We start from the raw sequence: 784 nt of genomic DNA, 5'->3' as shown, positions 1-784 counted from the left end.
GAAGCCGGGAGCGGCCGGTAAATGCGGGCGCTTAAAATTTTGGCTTTCTGTTTACTATGCGCCGCCCTGCTGTTTGTGTTTTCCATTATCGACGGCGTGGTGAAGTTTGCCTTTTCGCTGGGGGCGTTATACGTCGGCATCCAGTTTTTTAAGCGATACGAGACGCGCGGCCCGCGCATTGCCTTTGTCTTGACCACGATCTTATTCTATTTTATTTATACGGTGTTCTACGCATTGTATTTGGCAATCCAGCAGCAGCAGGCTGCGGTTTAAGAAAAAAGAGCCCGGGCTTGCATAACCGGCCCGCGGTTCGCATACACATGGTTACAAAAGTACGGCTTCCGGCTTTTGTAGCCTTTTTTGTTTTTCGGTGCCCGGAATTTGCATAGCACGTTTTGGGGAGCAGCGGAATATACTTTTAACGAGGTGGTTAACTGCGCGCATGGCTCGAGGTCGGCTTTGCGTCGCAAAGCCAAGCGATGCTGACTTTGCTGCGCAAAGTCTGGAGGGAGGGTGCAAAATGAAATTTTACACTATCAAGCTTCCGAAGTTTTTGGGTGGGTTTGTGAAAGCCGTACTTAATACATTCAGCAAAAACTGAAGGTACGCTCGATCATACTTAGGCCCGGCTGCCGGGCTAGGGCAGGCGCCACACCCGGGATCAACGGCTCAGCCGTCCTTGTCAGCAAGACAAGCGCGTTTTGTTAAGGTTGATGCGAATTCATGCTTATCAACTAAAAAAAGCACCTGAGCCAGGTGCTTTTTGTCTGCGAACGCAGATTAA

At 50.1% G+C, this 784-nt stretch carries 2 protein-coding genes; both read left to right on the top strand.

The annotated features are described in order from the left end of the window. The first annotated feature begins 21 nt into the window (after positions 1–21). Entirely contained in the window at positions 22–273 is a 252-nt protein-coding gene (locus QJ48_RS31645) for a hypothetical protein (protein WP_054977315.1), read from the top strand. A gap of 247 nt (positions 274–520) precedes the next feature. Further along, on the top strand, positions 521–601 hold the full coding sequence (spoVM, locus tag QJ48_RS31640; protein WP_014652194.1) for a stage V sporulation protein SpoVM: 81 nt from the start codon (positions 521–523) through the stop codon (positions 599–601). Positions 602–784: the final 183 nt, after the last annotated feature.

The sequence above is a fragment of the Paenibacillus sp. A3 genome (assembly GCF_001399685.1).
Lineage (GTDB): Bacteria > Bacillota > Bacilli > Paenibacillales > NBRC-103111 > Paenibacillus_G.
Note: the sequence above shows the minus strand (reverse complement) of the source record. Positions and strands in the feature narration are given on the sequence as shown.

Excerpts from the sequence above, each read along its gene's own strand:
- QJ48_RS31645 (WP_054977315.1), top strand. The coding sequence starts at position 22 with ATGCGGGCGCTTAAAATTTTGGCTTTCTGTTTACTATGCGCCGCCCTG.
- spoVM (WP_014652194.1), top strand. The coding sequence starts at position 521 with ATGAAATTTTACACTATCAAGCTTCCGAAGTTTTTGGGTGGGTTTGTG.